The organism is Pseudomonas sp. BNK-44-b (assembly GCF_047456245.1).
GTDB lineage: Bacteria > Pseudomonadota > Gammaproteobacteria > Pseudomonadales > Pseudomonadaceae > Aquipseudomonas > Aquipseudomonas machongensis.
The window spans coordinates 1,289,061-1,306,680 of the sequence record NZ_CP179908.1 but is presented as its reverse complement, the minus strand read 5'-3'; the positions used below and the strand labels follow the sequence as shown (position 1 = coordinate 1,306,680).

The 17,620-nt window shown below is 66.1% G+C and carries 13 protein-coding genes; 12 read left to right on the top strand and 1 reads right to left on the bottom strand.

The window, feature by feature from the left end; translation table 11 throughout:
* Nucleotides 1–24 precede the first annotated feature (24 nt).
* Together xdhC and guaD are read left to right on the top strand one after the other, a co-directional pair.
* Complete coding sequence (gene xdhC / locus ACMGGG_RS06250; protein ID WP_063543925.1) at nt 25–870, top strand: xanthine dehydrogenase accessory protein XdhC; 846 nt, start codon at nt 25–27, stop codon at nt 868–870.
* A gap of 10 nt (nt 871–880) precedes the next feature.
* Complete coding sequence (guaD, locus tag ACMGGG_RS06245) at nt 881–2,185, top strand: guanine deaminase (RefSeq protein ID WP_054893626.1); 1,305 nt, start codon at nt 881–883, stop codon at nt 2,183–2,185.
* Between the two features lie 200 nt (nt 2,186–2,385).
* Here the strand turns inward: guaD and ACMGGG_RS06240 are convergent, their stop codons facing one another.
* Complete coding sequence (locus ACMGGG_RS06240; protein ID WP_063543921.1) at nt 2,386–3,141, bottom strand: GntR family transcriptional regulator; 756 nt, start codon at nt 3,139–3,141, stop codon at nt 2,386–2,388.
* 467 nt (nt 3,142–3,608) lie between these two features.
* Here ACMGGG_RS06240 and ACMGGG_RS06235 point away from each other — a divergent pair, with 467 nt between their 5' ends.
* The 10 genes from ACMGGG_RS06235 (at nt 3,609) to ACMGGG_RS06190 (ending at nt 17,566) form a co-directional block, all read left to right on the top strand.
* The gene (locus ACMGGG_RS06235) at nt 3,609–4,844 is read left to right on the top strand and encodes an NCS2 family permease (protein WP_371105597.1); all 1,236 of its coding nucleotides are present in this window, start codon (nt 3,609–3,611) and stop codon (nt 4,842–4,844) included.
* Nucleotides 4,845–5,003: 159 nt separating this feature from the next.
* A complete protein-coding gene (locus ACMGGG_RS06230; protein ID WP_054893623.1) occupies nt 5,004–5,963 on the top strand; it encodes an AAA family ATPase in 960 nt (319 codons plus the stop codon).
* A 4-nt stretch (nt 5,964–5,967) separates the two neighbouring features.
* A complete protein-coding gene (locus ACMGGG_RS06225; protein ID WP_063543919.1) occupies nt 5,968–6,909 on the top strand; it encodes a DUF58 domain-containing protein in 942 nt (313 codons plus the stop codon).
* Complete coding sequence (locus tag ACMGGG_RS06220) at nt 6,906–7,400, top strand: DUF4381 domain-containing protein (RefSeq protein ID WP_063543917.1); 495 nt, start codon at nt 6,906–6,908, stop codon at nt 7,398–7,400. Before ACMGGG_RS06225 ends, ACMGGG_RS06220 begins: the two co-directional genes overlap by 4 nt.
* The gene (locus tag ACMGGG_RS06215) at nt 7,393–8,469 is read left to right on the top strand and encodes a vWA domain-containing protein (protein ID WP_054893620.1); all 1,077 of its coding nucleotides are present in this window, start codon (nt 7,393–7,395) and stop codon (nt 8,467–8,469) included. The genes ACMGGG_RS06220 and ACMGGG_RS06215 overlap by 8 nt, the downstream gene beginning before the upstream one ends.
* Complete coding sequence (locus tag ACMGGG_RS06210) at nt 8,466–10,190, top strand: tetratricopeptide repeat protein (RefSeq protein WP_414155060.1); 1,725 nt, start codon at nt 8,466–8,468, stop codon at nt 10,188–10,190. Before ACMGGG_RS06215 ends, ACMGGG_RS06210 begins: the two co-directional genes overlap by 4 nt.
* The gene (locus ACMGGG_RS06205; RefSeq protein ID WP_063543915.1) at nt 10,187–11,812 is read left to right on the top strand and encodes a BatD family protein; all 1,626 of its coding nucleotides are present in this window, start codon (nt 10,187–10,189) and stop codon (nt 11,810–11,812) included. The genes ACMGGG_RS06210 and ACMGGG_RS06205 overlap by 4 nt, the downstream gene beginning before the upstream one ends.
* A 287-nt stretch (nt 11,813–12,099) precedes the next feature.
* Nucleotides 12,100–13,335, top strand: a complete 1,236-nt coding sequence (locus ACMGGG_RS06200; RefSeq protein ID WP_414155059.1) for an exonuclease SbcCD subunit D C-terminal domain-containing protein — start codon at nt 12,100–12,102, stop codon at nt 13,333–13,335.
* Nucleotides 13,332–16,976 (top strand): AAA family ATPase, encoded by a 3,645-nt coding sequence (locus ACMGGG_RS06195; protein WP_414155058.1) that lies wholly within the window; start codon nt 13,332–13,334, stop codon nt 16,974–16,976. Before ACMGGG_RS06200 ends, ACMGGG_RS06195 begins: the two co-directional genes overlap by 4 nt.
* On the top strand, nt 16,973–17,566 hold the full coding sequence (locus ACMGGG_RS06190; RefSeq protein ID WP_414155057.1) for a glutathione S-transferase: 594 nt from the start codon (nt 16,973–16,975) through the stop codon (nt 17,564–17,566). Before ACMGGG_RS06195 ends, ACMGGG_RS06190 begins: the two co-directional genes overlap by 4 nt.
* Nucleotides 17,567–17,620: the final 54 nt, after the last annotated feature.

The following is a 17,620-nucleotide window of genomic DNA, read 5'->3' as shown; positions in this document are numbered from 1 at the left end:
AGCATGGTTTAGAGAGGCTACATCATGCACCAATGGATCAATGCCCTCGCCGACCACCAGTCCCGCGGCGAACCCTGCATCCTGGTGACCATCATCGAGGAGCGCGGCTCGACGCCACGCAACGCTGGCTCGAAGATGGTGGTCAGTGCCAGCAACCTGTTCGACACCATCGGTGGCGGGCACCTGGAGTTCAAGGCCCTGCACATCGCCCGGCAGATGCTTGCCGAGCAGCGCAGCACACCGCATCTGGAGCGCTTCAGCCTGGGCGCGAGCCTGGGCCAGTGCTGTGGCGGCGTCACGGTGCTGTTGTTCGAACCCATGGCGCCGGTGCAGGCGCAGATCGCGGTGTTCGGCGCGGGCCATGTCGGCCGGGCTCTGGTACCCTTGCTCGCCGCATTGCCCTGCCGGGTGCGCTGGATTGATTCGCGCGAGCAGGAGTTCCCGGCGCTTATCCCCCACGGGGTGACCAAGGTGGTCAGCGAGGAGCCGGTCGACGAAGTGGCCGAACTGCCGCCGGGCAGCTACTGCATCGTCATGACCCACAATCACCAGCTCGACCTGGAACTGACCGCCGCCATCCTCAAGCGCAACGACTTCACCTGGTTCGGCCTGATCGGCTCGAAGACCAAACGGGTCAAGTTCGAACACCGCCTGCGCGAGCGCGGCTACGACGATGCCGTGCTGGCACGCATGCGCTGCCCCATGGGCCTGCCGGAGGTCAAGGGCAAGCTGCCCATCGAGATCGCGGTGTCCATCGCCGGCGAAATCATCGCCACCTACAACGCCTGCTTCGGCCAGCATGACGCTGGCGCCAATGCAGGCCCCATTGCCCAGTTGCTGCCGCCCTCCCGGCGCAGCCAAGCCATTTGACGAGCGCTTTATGACTGCAACCCGCAAAGCCTACCGAGCCGCCATCCTGCACAGCATCGCCGACCCTGCCGAGGTCGGCCTGGAGGCCTCCCACGAATACTACGAAGACGGCCTGCTGGTGGTCGACGAAGGCCGCATCAGCGCCCTGGGGCACGCCACCGACCTGCTGCCGACCCTCGACGCCGATATCGAAGTGGTGCACTACCAGGACGCCCTGATCACCCCGGGCTTCATCGACACCCATATCCATTTCCCGCAGACCGGCATGATCGGCTCCTACGGCGAGCAACTGCTGGACTGGCTGAACACCTACACCTTCCCTTGCGAAAAGCAGTTCGCCGACAAGGCCCATGCCGACAAGGTGGCGAAAATCTTCCTGCAGGAACTGCTGCGCAACGGCACCACCACCGCGCTGGTGTTCGGCAGCGTGCACCCGGAGTCGGTCAACGCCCTGTTCGAGGAGGCCGAGCGCCTGGACCTGCGCCTGATCGCCGGCAAGGTGATGATGGACCGCAATGCCCCCGACTACCTGACCGACACCGCCGAGTCGAGCTACAGCGAGAGCAAGGCGCTGATCCAGCGCTGGCATGGCAAGGCTCGCCTGCACTATGCGGTGACGCCGCGCTTCGCACCCACCAGCACGCCTGAACAACTGGCCATGGCCGGGCAACTGCTCAAGGAGCATCCGGGCGTGTACCTGCACACCCACCTGTCGGAGAACCTCAAGGAGATCGACTGGGTCAAGGAACTGTTCCCCGAGCGCAAGGGCTACCTGGACGTCTACGACCACTTCGAACTGCTGGGCGAGCGCTCGGTGTTCGCCCACGGCGTGCACCTGTGCGACGAGGAATGCCAGCGCCTGGCCGAGACCGGCTCGGCCGTGGCCTTCTGTCCGACGTCCAACCTGTTCCTGGGCAGTGGCCTGTTCAACCTGCCCCAGGCCGAGCGTTTCAAGGTCAATGTCGGGCTGGGCACCGATGTGGGCGCTGGAACCAGCTTCTCGCTGCTCAACACGCTGAACGAGGCGTACAAGGTGATGCAACTGCAGGGTGCGCGCCTGCACCCTTACAAGTCGCTGTACCTGGCGACCCTCGGCGGCGCCCGGGCCCTGCGTCTGGACGACCGCATCGGCAGCCTGCGCGCCGGCAACGATGCCGATTTCGTGGTTCTCGACTACAAGGCCACGCCGCTGCTGGACTACCGCATCCAGCAATCCAACAGCATCGAGGAGACCTTGTTCGTGCTGACCACCCTGGGCGATGACCGTACCGTGCGCGAGACCTTCGCCGCGGGGCGCTCGGTACATCGGCGCTGATGCACAAAGGGCCGCTGCGCGGCCCATCGCGGGACGAGCCCGCTCCTACAGAGAAAGCACCGGGCCCGAGGGGTGTGCTGTACCTGAACTGCCGCAAAGGTTGGATTCATGTCCAACTTGGCAGCAGTCCAACCTGTGGGAGCGGGCTGGTCCTGCGATGGGCTGCACAGCAGCCCTCGGTCATTCATTCAGGCAAACGATCAACCCTTGGCGGCAGCCTTGGGTTTTTTCAGCAGGTGCGAGAACACCGCATGCAGGTCGTCGGACGCGCTGTCTTCGTCAAGGTTGAGCTTGCTGTCGATATGATCCATGTGATGCATCATCAGGCTCACCGCCTGCTCGGCATCGCGCGCCTCGATGGCATCGATCAGCTGCATGTGTTCATCGTACGAGCAATGCGAGCGGTTGCCGCTTTCGTACTGGGCGATGATCAACGACGTTTGCGACACCAGGCTGCGCTGGAAGCTGACCAGCGGTGCATTGCCGGCCGCCTCGGCCAGCTTGAGGTGGAACTCGCCGGAAAGACGGATGCCGGCGCCACGATCGCCACGCGAGAAGCTGTCGCGCTCATCGCGGACCATCTGGCGCAGTTCGTTGAGTTGCTCGCCGGAGGCGTGCTGCACCGCAAGCTCGGTGATGGCGCGCTCGACCATGCGCCGGGAGAAGAACACCTGGCGCGCCTCCTCCACCGTGGGGCTGGCCACGACCGCACCACGGTTGGGTCGCAACAACACCACGCTTTCATGGGCCAGACGCGACAAGGCGCGGCGAATGATGGTGCGGCTGACGCCGAAGATTTCGCCCAGCGCTTCCTCGCTCAACTTGGTGCCCGGCGCCAGGCGCTGTTCGAGAATGGCCTCGAAAATGTGCGCATAGACGATGTCGTCCTGGGTACCGCTGCGGCCGGCCTTGGCTGTGCGCGCAGGTTTCTTCAGAGGTTGCAGCTGTTCGTTCATGGGCACTCGAGCACAAGGGATCGGCCAGTGGAACCTCGACTGTAATACCTGTCAGAGGGTGGCTGGCAAGTCCTGGGGTGAAAAAAGGGATCAAGGTATCTGCGCATTGTACACAGGCTGAGCCGTTTCTGCAGGTGGCCAATACCCATATAGCTGCGTGAGCACAGATTGTGCGAACAAAAGATAAAACATTATTTGCATTCTTTGTACACAAAAGCATAATCCACCGAGCAACTTCCTGACCCAAAAGTCAACAAAGCCGTCAGGCGTCTGCCACCCCCTCGCGGAGCCGCCAAGTGCATGCGCAGGACCAAGGCTCCAGAACAACAAGAAAGACTTGAGGAGTACTCGCTGTGGAAAGCCGCAAATCCGAAGCCCCAACGCTGGATCTCGCTGCGTCGCCCCGACCGGGATGGCTGGAGCGGATCTTCAAACTCCGGCACCACGGCACGACCGTCAGGACCGAAATGATCGCCGGGATGACCACTTTCATCACCATGGCCTACATCATCTTCGTCAACCCCAACATCATGGCCGACGCCGGTATCGATCACGGTGCCGCCTTCGTCGCCACCTGCATCGCCGCCGCCCTGGGCTGCCTGCTGATGGGCCTGTACGCCAACTGGCCGGTGGGCCTGGCACCGGGCATGGGGCTCAACGCCTTCTTCACCTACACCGTGGTCGGCACCATGGGCTACACCTGGGAGGCCGCGCTGGGCGCCGTGTTCGTCTCGGGCGTGCTGTTCATGCTGCTGACCCTGTCGCGGGTGCGCGAGTGGCTGCTCAACAGCATTCCGGTGAGCCTGCGCCATGCCATGGGTGCCGGGGTCGGGCTGTTCCTCGGGCTGATCGGCCTGAAGACCGCCGGCATCATCGTCGACAGCCCGGCGACGCTGATCAAGCTCGGTTCGCTGCATGAGCCCGGACCGCTGCTGGCGGCCGTGTGTTTCCTGATGATCGCGGTGCTGAGCTACCACCGGGTGTTCGGCGCCATTCTCATCAGCATCATCGCCGTGACCCTGGCCGGCTGGGGCCTGGGCCTGGTGCAGTATGGCGGGGTGTTCTCGCTGCCACCGAGCCTGGCACCGACCTGGATGGCCATGGACGTGGCCGGGGTATTCAACGTCAGCATGATCAGCGTGGTGCTGGCCTTCCTGTTCGTGCACATGTTCGACACCGCCGGCACCTTGATGGGCGTGGCGCAGCGGGCGAACCTGGTGGCCCCGGACGGTCGGATCGAGAACCTGTCGCGTGCCCTTAAAGCCGACAGTGCCTCCAGCGTGTTCGGCGCCGCAGTAGGTGTACCGCCGGTGACCAGCTACGTGGAAAGTGCCGCCGGGGTCGCCGCGGGCGGGCGCACCGGCCTGACGGCGGTGGTGGTCGGCCTGCTGTTCGTTGCGGCGATGTTCTTCGCCCCGCTGGCCGGGATGATCCCCGCCTATGCCACGGCCGGCGCGCTGATTTACGTGGCGATGCTGATGATGGGCAGCATGGCGCACATCAACTGGGACGAGGCGACCGACAGCATCCCGGCGATCGTCACCGCGATCATGATGCCGTTGACCTTTTCGGTGGCCGACGGCATCGCCCTGGGCTTCATCAGCTACGTCGTGCTCAAGGCCGGGACCGGCAAGTACAAGGAAATTTCCGCAAGCCTGTGGGTGCTGTGCGTGATCTTCATCGCCAAGTTCGTGTTCCTCTGAAACGTCGCCGGGCCCGCAACGGGCCCGGCCCACCCCAGCCGTCAGGAATTTTTCGGAAACCCAATTGGTCGCCGCACCCCTGGATGGATTAAAGTATCACCCCCTGCCCGGCAACCGCCCTCCCCCAAGCGCCCGGCCCATTTCCAGGAACCGCCGACGATGGAACACCGTGAAGCGCTGATCGCGCTGCGCACCTTTCTCTCCTCCCAGATCCTTGGCCAGGAGAAGCTGGTCGAGCGCCTGCTGATCGTCCTGCTCGCCGACGGGCACATGCTGGTCGAGGGTGCACCGGGCCTGGCCAAGACCAAGGCCATCAAGGAGTTGGCCGAGGGTATCGAGGCGCAGTTCCACCGTATCCAGTTCACCCCCGACCTGCTGCCAGCCGATATCACCGGCACCGAGATCTATCGCCCGGAAACCGGCAGCTTCGTGTTCCAGCAAGGGCCGATCTTCCACAACCTGGTCCTGGCAGACGAGATCAACCGCGCCCCGGCCAAGGTGCAATCGGCACTGCTCGAGGCCATGGCCGAGCGCCAGGTCAGCGTGGGCCGCAGCACCTACGAGCTGTCGCCGCTGTTCCTGGTCATGGCCACGCAGAACCCGATCGAGCAGGAAGGCACCTACCCGCTGCCCGAAGCGCAACTCGACCGTTTCCTCATGCACGTGAAAATCGGCTTCCCCGACGCGGCCGTCGAACGTCGTATCCTCCAGCAGGCCCGTGGCGAGGCGCTGGGCGGCGAGGTCAAGCCGGAGCGCCAGGTCAGCCAGCAGGCGATCTTCGCCGCACGCAAGGAAATCCTCGGCCTGTACATGGCCGATGCCGTTGAGGAATACCTGGTGCAACTGGTCATGGCCACGCGCACCCCGGCCAAGTTCGACAGCGAGCTTGCCGACTGGATCGCCTACGGCGCCAGCCCCCGTGGCTCGATCGCCCTGGACCGCTGCGCACGTGCCCATGCCTGGCTGGCCGGGCGCGACTTCGTCAGCCCGGAAGACATCCAGGCCGTGCTGTTCGACGTGCTGCGCCACCGCGTCATCCTGTCGTTCGAAGCCGAAGCTGCGGGCATCGACCAGGACCGTGTGGTACAGCGTATCCTCGACGTCGTCGCCGTCGCCTGACCCCATGCCCGCCACGCACCTCGCCGAACCCGGCATCCGCATCGGCCTGGCCGAGCTGATCGACATGCGCCACCGCGTGCGCGAGATCCAGCTGTTCTCACGGCCCGGCCAGCGCAGCCCGCTGGTGGGCCTGCACCATTCCAAGCTGCGCGGACGCGGGGTCGACTTCGACCAGGTGCGCGTGTACCAGGCCGGCGACGACGTGCGCAACATCGACTGGCGTGTCACCGCTCGCACGCAGGAACCCCACACCAAGCTGTTCCATGAAGAGCGTGAGCGGCCGATCTTCATCATGGTCGAGCAGAGCCAGCGCCTGTTCTTCGGCTCGGGCCTGATGTTCAAGTCGGTGCTCGCGGCCCAGGCGGCGGCGTTGTTCGGTTGGGCCGCGCTGGGCCATAACGACCGCATCGGCGGCCTGGTGTTCGGCGACAACGAACACCACGAGATCAAGCCCCGGCGCAGCAAGCAGAGCCTGCTGCAACTGCTCAACCGCCTGGCCAAGGTCAACCAGTCGCTGCACACCGAAGCGCTGTCCCAATCCGACAGCCTGGGCCTGGCCTTGCGCCGCGCGCGCGAAGTGCTGCGCCCCGGCAGCCTGGCTATCGTCATCTGCGACGAACGCGCACTCACCCCAGCCGTCGAACAGCACCTGGCAATGCTCTCACGCCACTGCGACGTGCTGCTGATGCCGGTCTCCGACCCTCTCGACCACGCCCTGCCCGCCGCTGGCCTGCTACGCTTCGCTCAACGCGGCGCGCACCTGGAGCTCGACACCCTGGACGCCAACCTGCGCCAGCTCTATCGCCACCAGGCCGAAGCACGTATCGAACGCTGGGAACTGCTGGCGCAGAAAATGCGCGTGGTGCTGATGCCGTTGAGCACCCAGAGCGAAATGATCGAGCAGTTGCGCGAGTACCTCAACCAGCGTCCGGGAAGCGGCCAATGAACCCGCTCGACCAGCTGCAACCCCTGATCGCCCCGCCGGCCATCGGCCTGTGGCCACCGGCGCCGGGCTGGTGGCTGTTGCTGGCCCTGCTGCCGCTGCTCGGCTGGGGGCTATGGCGCCTGCGCCGCTGGCGGCCAGGCCGACGCCAGGCGCCGCCCGCCGAACAGCCGCTGGACCCGATCCGCGTCGAAGCCCTGGCCGAACTCGCCCGCTTGCCGCGCCCCTACGACGGTGCACCGGCGGGTGCCTGGCTGCAGCAGATCAATGCCCTGCTCAAACGCCTGTGCCGCAATCACTACCCTGGCGCCAACAGCCACACGCTCAACGGTCGCCAGTGGCTGGCGTTTCTCGACAACCGCTGTCCAGCCGCGGGCCTGACCCGCTGGATGGTGCTGGTCGAAGGCGCCTACAAGCCCGAGTGCAAGCTCGACGACAAGGCCATCGCCGGGCTCGCCCAGGCGGTCGAGACCTGGATTCGCAAACATGTTTGACCTGGCCTGGCCGTGGATCTTCGCCCTGCTGCCGCTGCCCTGGCTGATGCGCCTGCTGCTGCCTGCCGCCGACAGCGGCGAGCCGGTGCTCAAGGTGGGCTTTCTCGATGAACTTGAAGGCCTTGCCGGGCGCCGCGCCCGCCTCAACCTGCCAACCTGGCGCCAGCAGGCGCCGTTCGTGGTGATCTGGCTGCTTCTGCTGCTGGCGGCCGCCCGGCCACAGTGGCTGGGCGACCCGGTACCGATCGCGGCCAGCGGCCGCGACCTGCTGGTAGCGGTGGACGTGTCGGGCTCGATGGACTTCCCCGACATGCAATGGAAAGGCGACGAAATCAGTCGCCTCGACCTGGTCAAGGCGCTGCTCGGTGACTTTCTCCAGGACCGTGAAGGCGACCGGGTCGGGCTGATCCTGTTCGGCAGCGAGGCCTACCTGCAAGCCCCGCTGACCTTCGACCGACGCACCGTGCGTACCTTCCTCGACGAAGCGCAGATCGGCATCGCCGGCAAGAACACCGCCATCGGTGATGCCATCGGCCTTGCGGTCAAGCGCCTGCGTCAGCGCCCGGCACAGAGCCGGGTGCTGGTGCTGGTGACCGATGGCGCCAACAACGGCGGGCTGATACATCCCCTGACGGCCGCGCGCCTGGCGGCCCAGGAAGGCGTACGCATCTACACCATCGGCATCGGCGCCAACCCCGACGCCAGTGGTACTCCAGGCCTGCTCGGCCTGAATCCGAGCCTGGACCTGGACGAAGCTTCGCTCAAGGAAATCGCCGAGCTCACCCATGGCGCCTATTTCCGCGCCCATGACGGCGCCGAGCTGAACAGCATCGGTGACACCCTCGATCAGCTCGAACCAGTGGCCCAGCAACCCACCCAGGCGCGCACCGCCAGGGAGCTGTATGCCTGGCCGCTGGCCCTGGCGCTGCTGCTCAGCGTCCTGTTGGTGATCGCCGTGCAGTGGCCTGACAATCTGCTGCAACGCGCGCTGCGTCGACCACGCTTTCTGCAGCCCCACCCCGAATGGCGCCAGCGCCTCAAGCGCCTGCGCCTGAGGAGGCGGCGATGATCGAACTCTGGCCACAATGGCTGCGCCCACTCTGGCTGCTGGTGGTGCCCCTGCTCGGCTGGCTGCTGTTCAAGCTCTGGCATCGGCGCAAACGTGCCGGACGCTGGCAGATGATCCTGCCGCAGCAGTTCCATGCAGTGTTGCTCGGGGGCGGCAATGGCAGCACCAGCAAGCTGCCGTGGATCGCCCTGGGCCTGGCCTGGCTGCTGGTGCTCCTGGCCCTGCTCGGGCCCAGCTGGCAGCGCCTGGAAGAAACCCGCCAACGCCCTGCCGACCCGCTGGTGATCCTGCTCGAACTGACCCCGCAGATGCTCGCCGAAGACAGCCCGCCCAACCGTCTGGAACAGGCCCGACGCAAGGTGCTCGACCTGCTCGAACACCGTCGCGACAGCCAGACCGCGTTGATCGTCTATGCCGGCAGCGCACACACCCTGGTGCCACTGTCGGATGACCTGGGCACCACACGCAACCTGCTCGAGGCCGTCGACCCCTCGATCATGCCGCAGCCCGGCCACCGCGCCGACCTGGCAGTGCAAAAGGGCCTGGCATTGCTCGCTCAGAGCGGCCTGGGGCAAGGCCGCGTGCTGCTGATCGGGAGCTCGCTCAGCCAGCAGGAGCGCCAGGGTATCGTCCAGGCCCTGGGTCGCCAGGGCCCCTCTTTGTTGATGCTCGGCGTCGGCACCGCCGAGGGCGCGCCCGTGCGCCAGGCCAGTGGCGAGTACCTCAAGGATGACCAGGGCGCCATCCTCGTCCCACGCCTGGACAGCGCCGAGCTCAAGCGCTTCATCGTCGGCACGGGCGGACGCTACCGGCATGCCCGTATCGACGATCTCGACCTGCGCGGTCTGGGCCTGTTCGACTCCCCCCGCGCCCTGCGCAACGACGGCCAGACCCTGCAACTGGACAGCTGGGCCGACCAGGGCTACTGGCTATTGCTGCCCCTGTTGCTGCTGGCCGCCTGCGCCGGTCGTCGCGGCTGGCTGTTCTGCCTGCCACTGCTGCTGGCCCTGCCCCAACCGAGCCAGGCGTTCGAATTCCAGGACCTCTGGCGTCGCCCCGACCAACAGGGCCAGCACCTGCTGCAACACCAGCGCCCCGCCGAAGCCGCCCAGCGCTTCGAGGATCCGCAGTGGCGCGGCATGGCGCTGTACCAGGCGGGCGACTACACTGGCGCCGCCCAGGCCTTCGCCCAGGGCAACAGCGCCGCGGCCCACTACAATCGAGGCAACGCTCTGGCCCGCGCCGGCGAACTGGATGCCGCTCTGGATGCCTACGAACAGGCACTGGAGCGCCAGCCCGACCTGCAACCGGCGCTGGACAACCAGGCACTGGTGCAACAACTGCTGCAACAACGCGAGGGCCGCGCCGAGCAAAAACCGGACACCAGCGACGCACAACCGACGCCGAGCCGCGACACCGACGGCAACAGCAGCTCGGCGTCCAGCAGTGCCCAGGGCACGCCCGGCAACGACGAACAGAGCCCCGCGCAGGACGGCGGCGACAGCACCAGCAACAGCAACAACCAGGCGTCGTCCGGCAACCAGGGCGGCGATGATGACAGCCTCACCCAGCCGCCGCAGCGGCCCACCTCTACCAGCCTCGACGCCGAACAGCGCCAGGCCCTGGAGCAGTGGTTGCGGGAAATCCCCGACAACCCGGCGCAGCTGCTGCGACGCAAATTCTGGTACGAACAGCAATTGCATCAGGAACCCCAACGATGAGTCGCCTCGGCGTCTTCTTGCTCAGCCTGCTCTGGCTCACCCTGGCTCAGGCCCAACCGGCGCTGCAGGCGAGTGTCGATCGCACCCGCGTGGAAGCCGGCGAAACCCTGGAGCTCACGCTGGAAAGCCAGGATGTCACCCAGTTCGGCAAACCTGACCTGCGCGCCCTGGAGGGCGACTTCGAAGTGCGCGGCACCCGCCAGCTCAACAGCCTGCACACCCTCGATGGCGAAACCCGTGCCAGCACCCGCTGGATCGTCACCCTGCTGCCACGGCGCAGCGGCAGCCTGCAGATCCCGGAGCTGCAACTGGGGCAGTCGCGCAGCCAGGCCATCGAACTGCAAGTGGTACAACCCGACTCCAATCGCCCGGACAGCGCCTCGCAGGTGTTCATCGAGGCGACCCTCGACAGCTCCGAGGTCTACGTCCAGGCCCAGGCGGTACTGACCCTGCGCATCTACCATTCGGTGTCGCTGTACGACGACAGCAACCTCAGCCCGCTGCGTCTTGAGAACGCCAAGGTCGAGCCGCTGGGCGAGTCGCGCACCTACGAAAAAGAAATCAACGGCGTGCGCCATGGCGTGATCGAAACCCGCTACGCGCTTTATCCGCAACAGAGCGGCGCACTGCAAGTGCCTCCCCTGACCTTCACCGCCACCGCTGCCGACAGCGCTGAACCGCCTGCTGGCGGGGCACGCAGCGGGCGCCAGGTGCAGGTCAGCTCGCTGCCGCTTGACCTGCAGGTCAAGGCCATCCCTGCGACCTGGCCTGCCGGTGTAACCTGGCTCCCGGCCCGCAGCCTCAGCCTGGAAGAACGTTGGAACCCCGACCCGAACCAGCAGCCGACGCAGATTGGTGATTCCCTGACGCGCAGCATCACCCTGCGCGCCGAGGGGCTGTCCAGCACGCAGTTGCCACCGCTGCCGGCTACCGAGGTCACTGGCCTGCGCCGTTACCCGGACCAACCCCTGCTGCGCAACGAGATCAATGAACGCGGCATGACCGCCAATCGTGAGGAGCGCGAAGCGCTGGTGCCGATCCACAGTGGCAACCTGATGCTGCCTGCGCTGGAGGTCACCTGGTGGAACACCCTCGAAGACCATCTGGAGCACAGCAGCCTGCCGGCGCGAAGCATCAAGGTCGACGATAACCCGGCGTTGAGCGCCGACACGCCGGTGGGGGATGTCAGCAGCGGATCTGCGCTGCTCTGGCCGTGGCAACTGGCAACGATGATATTGGCGCTGACCACGCTGCTGGGCTTTGCCCTCTGGTGGCGGGCGCGTTCGCAACCGGCGGTATTGCGCGCATCGCAGAGTGGGCCGAGCCCGCGTACGCTGCTCGACGATCTCAAGCGCGCGACCCTCGCCAACGATCCGCAGGCGACGCGCCAGGCGCTGGACGCCTGGGCGCGGCAGCAACCCGAGACCCTGGCGGAGATGGCGGCGCGCTTCGTGCCCTTGTCCAATGCCCTGGATGGGCTCAATGGCGCGCTCTACAGCGAGGCGGGGCAGCATTGGCAGGGGGATGAGTTGTGGCGGGCGATCGGAGATATTCCTTCGGCTCAGCAGGGGTTGCCTGTGGGTGGGGATGGTGGGGGTTTGCCGCCGCTTTATCCCAAGTGATTTTTCACAGTGTTCGCATGTGATTGCGTGAGGGCTGACAGGTGCTCGCCGATAGATTTTTAGCGCCTGTGAGATCGAGCGCCGCCCGCGCGGCGCTCAATCTCATGGGCACTAAAAATCTATCGGCGAACACCTATCAGCCTCAATGCAACCACTTCACCTAACGACCTCGCAGCCACAGCAAAAGCGAACCTGCGCAGCCACTTGGGTTACCATACCCACCCTCCGAGACCCCATCCCAAGCGCAGCCCCGGCCGCTCGCTTGATTCGACACCAACAGGTCCTCCATGCGTCTGTTTCACACCTCCGACTGGCACCTGGGCCAGAGCCTCCACGGCCAGGAACGCGACTTCGAACACGCCTGCTTCCTCGACTGGCTGCTCGGCCAGCTGCGCCTGCGCCAACCCGACGCGCTGTTGATCGCCGGGGATATCTTCGACACGGTCAACCCACCGGTCAAAGCCCAGGAGCGCCTCTACGACTTCATCGTCCAGGCCCACGAACAGCAGCCCAAGCTGGACATCGTGATGATCGCCGGCAATCACGACTCCGGCTCGCGCATCGAATTGCCCGCCGCCCTGATGCGCCGCCTGCGCACTCACGCCCTGGGCCGAGTGCACTGGCTCGACGAAGGCCAGCTCGACGCCGAACGCCTGCTGATCCCGCTGACCAACGCCCGCGGCAAGGTCTGTGCCTGGTGCCTGGCCCTGCCCTTCCTGCGCCCGGCAGAAGTCACCGGCCCGCAACTGGGCGATGACTACCTGCAAGGCATCACCCAGGTGCATCAGCAACTGATCGCCGCCGCCCTTGGCAAGCGCAAGAAGGACCAGGCGCTGATCGCCATCAGCCACGCCCACATGGCCGGCGGCTCGATTTCCGAAGACTCCGAGCGCAGCCTGATCATCGGCAACGCCGAAGCCCTGCCGGCGCGGTTGTTCGACAAGGCCATCAGTTATGTCGCCCTGGGCCACCTGCACAAGCCACAGAAGGTCAACCGGGAGAACCGCATCCGCTACAGCGGCGCGCCTATCCCGCTGTCGTTCGCCGAGATCAACTACCCGCACCAGGTACTGGAGATCGAGCTGGACGGCACCGAGCTGCTCAGCGTCGAACCGCGCCTGGTACCGCGGGCCGTGGCCTTGCAGCGCATGGGCCCGGCACCGCTCGGTGAACTGCTCGAGCAGCTTGCCGAGCTGCCGGTGATCGACCTCCTCGAAGACCCCAACCGCCAGCCGTGGCTGGAAGTGCGGGTACGCCTGGACGAGCCGCAGCCCGACCTGCGCCAACAGATCGAAAGCGCACTGCAGGGCAAGGCAGTGCGCCTGGTGCGCATCAGCGCCGAATATGCTGGGCGCAACGCTCTGGACGAGGACGCACAGGCCTTCGTCGAGCTGTCGCAGATGACCCCGCAGGACCTGTTCGGCCGCGCCTGGGAGCAGGCCTACGGCAGCCCCGTCGATGAACAGACCCTGAGCGACTTCGCCCTGCTGCTGCAGGACGTGCAACTGGAGGAGCAGCCATGAAGATCCTGGCCATCCGCCTGAAGAACCTTGCCTCCCTGGCCGGCCCCATCGACATCGACTTCACTGCCGAGCCCTTGGCCAGCGCCGGGTTGTTCGCCATCACCGGCCCGACCGGCGCAGGCAAGAGCACCCTGCTGGACGCCCTGTGCCTGGCGCTGTTCGGTACGGTGCCACGTCTGAACGAGATCGGCCGCGAAGCCAAGGTGCCGGACGCCGACGGCGAAATCCCTACCTCCGATCCGCGCAACCTGTTGCGCCGCGGCACCGGCAGCGGCTTTGCCGAGGTCGATTTCGTCGGCATCGATGGCAAGCGCTACCGCGCCCGCTGGGAAGCCAACCGAGCGCGTGACAAGGCCAACGGCAAATTGCAGCACAGCCGCCAGAGCTTCTACGACCTGGACGGCGAACAACTGCTGGCCAGCGGCAAGAACGAATACAAGCAACTGGCCGAAGCACGCCTGGGGTTGAATTTCGAGCAGTTCACCCGTGCGGTGATGCTGGCCCAGAGTGAGTTCGGTGCCTTCCTCAAGGCCGACGATCGCGAACGTAGCGAACTGCTGGAAAAGCTCACCAACACGGCCATCTATACCCGCCTGGGGCAGCGCGCCTTCACCCGCTCGCGCGAGGCCTTTGACGCGCTCAAGGCTCTTGAGGAGCGCGCCAGCCACCTGCTGCCGCTGGCTGCCGAGGCCCGTGCCGAACTTGACCTGCGCCTGGAGCAGGCGCAACAGCACTTCAAGGGCGAACAGGCGCGCGAGCGGCAGCTTGAACAACAGTGCGCCTGGCTCAGCGAACAACAGCGCCTGCTGGCCCAACACGCCGAAGCCAGTGAAGCGCTCAAGGCCGCCGAGCACGCCAGCGCACAGCTCAGCGAGCAGCGCATCGACCTGCAACGCCTGGAGCGGCTGGCCCCGCAGCGCCATCAGTTCCACCGTCAACTGGCCCTGGCCGCCCAGCTCACGCCGCTGGCCGCCGAAATCGCCGAGCAGGTACGCCAGCAGACCGAACTGCACACCCGTACTGGCGAACTGGAGCAGGCGCAGCTCGCGGCACGCGACGCGCTCACGCAATGCCAGGCGCAGCACAGTGAGAACGCTCCCCGCCTGCGCCAGGCCTTTGCCGCCCAGGACGGCCTCACCCGCCTCGACCAGGACCTGGCAAAACAGCACTCGGCCTGCCAGCAGGCTGAGCAGGACCTTGCCGAAAGCCAGCAGCACCTGCAGCAGTTGGAACAGAACCAGCAGCGCAGCCTGGAACAACTGGCTCTGATCGACACCGCGCTGGCCGACAGCCAACACCTGGCGGGCCTGGCCAATGCCTGGCAGGCCTACCTGCCGCAGCTCAAGCAGGTGATGCTGATCGGCGGCCGTCTGGCCAAGGGTCGCGAAGAACTGCCAGGCTTGCAGGCGCAGGCCAGCCAGGCCAATACCCAGCTGCAAACCCAGCGCGACAGTTTCGAACTGCTGTTCCGCGAAGCCAAGGCCGAACCCCAGGCCCTGGCCGAACAGATCGACTTGCTCGGCGGCATGCTGCAGGACAACCGCAAGCAGCAGCGTGCTGTCGAGGAACTGTCGCGCCTGCACGGTCGCGAGATGGAACTGCGCCAGCAGCTCGACGCCCTGCGTGAGCGGCAGCAACAGGCCATGCAGCAGCGCCAGCAACTGATCAGCGACGGCACATCGGCCAAGGCCCGACTGGAAACGGCAGAACAGGCGCTCGCCCTCACTCGCCAGTTGCTCGATCGCCAACGCCTGGCGCGCAACACCAGCGTCGAAGAATTGCGCGGCCAACTGCGCGACGGCGAACCCTGCCCGGTTTGCGGCAGCGCCGAGCATCCGTTCCACCAGCCCGAAGCGCTGTTGCAGAGCCTCGGCCGCCATGACCAGGCCGAAGAAGAGGCCGCGCAGCAACAGGTCGAGGCCCTCAACGGTCAGCTGGTGGAGCTGCGCACCCAGTTGGGCGTGGTCAACGCCCAGCTCAAGGATTTCCAACAGCAGCAACAGCAACTCGGCGAACAGCTGCAGCCCTTGGTCGCACAGGTGCAGGCCCACAGTCTGTGGCCAGCCCTGGCACCGCAGGACGACAAGGCTCGCAGCGCCTGGCTCGACAGCCAACTGCGGCGCCTGGACGAGGAAATCGGCAAGGACGAGAAGCGCCAGAGCGCCCTGCTCGCCCTGCAAAAGGACGCCGCCCGCCTCACCCAGCAGTTGCAGGCGGCGCAGGAGGCCCAGCAACAGGCCCAGCGCCATCTGGAGCAACAGCACCAGGCCTTGGCCAACGACGAGCAACAACTGGAACAAGGGCTGAAGGACCTCGCCAGCGTACTGCCGGACGACGTGCTCAAGGCCCTGAGCGACGACCCGACCCACGCTTTCGTCGCCCTCGACCAGCAGATCACCCAGCGCCTGCAGCAGCTCGAACAGCGCAAGGACGAACAGGAAGAACAGCAGGCGCGCCAACTCCAGTTGGACAAGCTGCGCGATCAGCATCAAGCACGGCTGGACACCCAGGAACAACTGCGCCAGCAACTCGCCGCCCTCGAGGCCCAGCGACAGCAGGCCCAGGCCGCGCTGGCCGAGTTGCTCGGCGAACAGCCCAGCGCCGAAGCCTGGCAACAGCATATGGACGCGCAACTGGAGCAGGCACGAGCGCTCGACGCCGATACCGCACAACACCTGCAGACGCTGCGCACCCAAGGCGTGCAGTTGGCCAGTGAGCTCAAGGCCAACGGCAATCGCCAGCAGGCACTGGAACAGGAGCACCAGCAACTGCACGGCGACATCGCCCAATGGCGCGCCGAACACCCTGAGTTGGACGACGTCGGTCTGGAGCGCCTGCTGGCCATCGACGACGCCGCCGTCAGCGCGCTGCGCCAGCACCTGCAGGACGTCGACAAGGCCGTCGAGCAGGCGCGGGTGCTGCTGCACGAGCGCGAACAGCGCCTGCAACAGCACAGCGCCGATTCGACCGTCCAGGCGTCGGCCGAAGACCTGCAGCAGAGCCTTGGCGAACTGCGCGAGCAATTGGCCATCCACGAACAGCACTGCGCCGAACTGCGCGCCCAACAGGCCGACGACCAGCGTCGCCAGCAGGCGCACCAGGCACTCGCCGACGACATCGACAAGGCCCGTGGCGAGCGCCAGCGCTGGGGCCGGCTCAATGACCTGATCGGCTCGGCCTCAGGCGATGTGTTCCGCAAGATCGCCCAGGGCTACAACCTCGACCTGCTGCTGCACCACGCCAACAATCAGTTGCGCCAGTTGGCCCGGCGCTATCGTCTCAAGCGCGGTGGCAGCGCCCTCGGCCTGTTGGTGCTGGACACCGAGATGGGCGACGAACTGCGCTCGGTGCACTCGCTGTCGGGCGGTGAGACCTTCCTGGTCTCGCTGGCACTGGCACTGGGGTTGGCGTCGATGGCCTCGAGCACCCTGCGCATCGAGTCGCTGTTCATCGACGAAGGCTTCGGCAGCCTGGACCCCGAGTCCTTGCAGCTGGCCATGGATGCGCTCGACGGCCTGCAGGCCCAGGGGCGCAAGGTCGCGGTGATTTCCCACGTGCAGGAGATGCATGAGCGCATTCCGGTACAGATCCAGGTACGCCGCCAGGGCAATGGCCTGAGCGATGTCGAGGTCTGCGGGTGATCCTCTATTCATTCCGCCGTTGCCCCTGGGCCATGCGTGCGCGCCTGGCCCTGCGTTATGCAGGCTGTGACGTGGAAGTTCGCGAGGTGGCGCTCAAGGACAAGCCGGCCGAACTGCTGGCCCTGTCGCCCAAGGGCACGGTGCCGGTGCTCGATACCGGGGAACGGGTGCTGGAGGAGAGTCTGGACATCATGCGCTGGGCGCTGGCGCATGACGACCCGCAAGACTGGCGGCTGCTGGCCGATCCACTGGCGGCTGAACGGGGGGAAGCGCTGATCGCGCGCAATGACCGGGATTTCAAGGCGCAGGTCAACCTGTACAAATACGCCGAGCGCTACCCGAAGCATTCACGCGAGCATTACCGCCAGCAGGCCGAAGCCTGGCTGGCGGAGCTCGAAGGCCTGCTCGAGAGCAGGCCTTTCCTGCTGGCGGACCACCCAAGCCTGACTGATGCCGCGTTGCTGCCATTGCTGCGCCAGTTCGCCGGGGTCGAACCTCAGTGGTTCGCCGAGGCGGCTTATCCGCGGGTGCGGAGCTGGTTGCAGGGATGGCTGGCATCGGACCTGTTCAAGGCAATCATGGCCCGCTGAAAAACCCATTGACCAGGTTTCTGTGGGAGTAGGCTTGCTCGCAAACACCGGCGG